The organism is Mycobacterium venezuelense (assembly GCF_054919535.1).
Window position 1 is genome coordinate 1 of sequence record NZ_JBONDW010000072.1, and the last position, 491, is coordinate 491.

General features: G+C 69.9%; 1 protein-coding gene. It reads left to right on the top strand.

The genetic code is table 11. The annotated features are described in order from the left end of the window. On the top strand, nt 1–491 hold a 491-nt coding region (locus ACRCUN_RS34235), incomplete at both ends, for a DUF222 domain-containing protein (protein ID WP_462146038.1).

The following is a 491-nucleotide window of genomic DNA, read 5'->3' on the forward strand; positions in this document are numbered from 1 at the left end:
CTGGCCCGGCGCGAGGCACCCAAGAAAGGCGACCAGCATCTCGGGTTCGCCAAAGCACTCGTGGGCGAGATGCCCCACACCCTGGCCGCGCTGGAATCGGGGATGCTCTCGGAGTGGCGGGCCACCCTGATCGTGCAGCAATCGGCCTGCCTGGATGTCGCCGACCGCCGCACCCTGGACGCCGAACTGTGCGCCGACCCCACCCGCCTGCAGGGCTGGGGCAACAATCGCATCAAGGCCGAGGCCCGCAAGATCGCGGTACGCCTGGACGCCGCGGCGGTCGTCGAACGGTCGGCCAAAGCCGCCAAAGACCGCGGTGTGTGGATCCGCCCCGCCCCCGACACCATGGCCTACGTCACCGTGTTGTTGCCCGTGCACCAAGCCGTCGCGGTCTATGCCGCCTGCAAAACCGCCGCCGACACCACCTACGACGAGCGCTCGCGCGGCCAGATCATGGCCGACACCGTCTACGAACGCGTCACCGGCCGGCC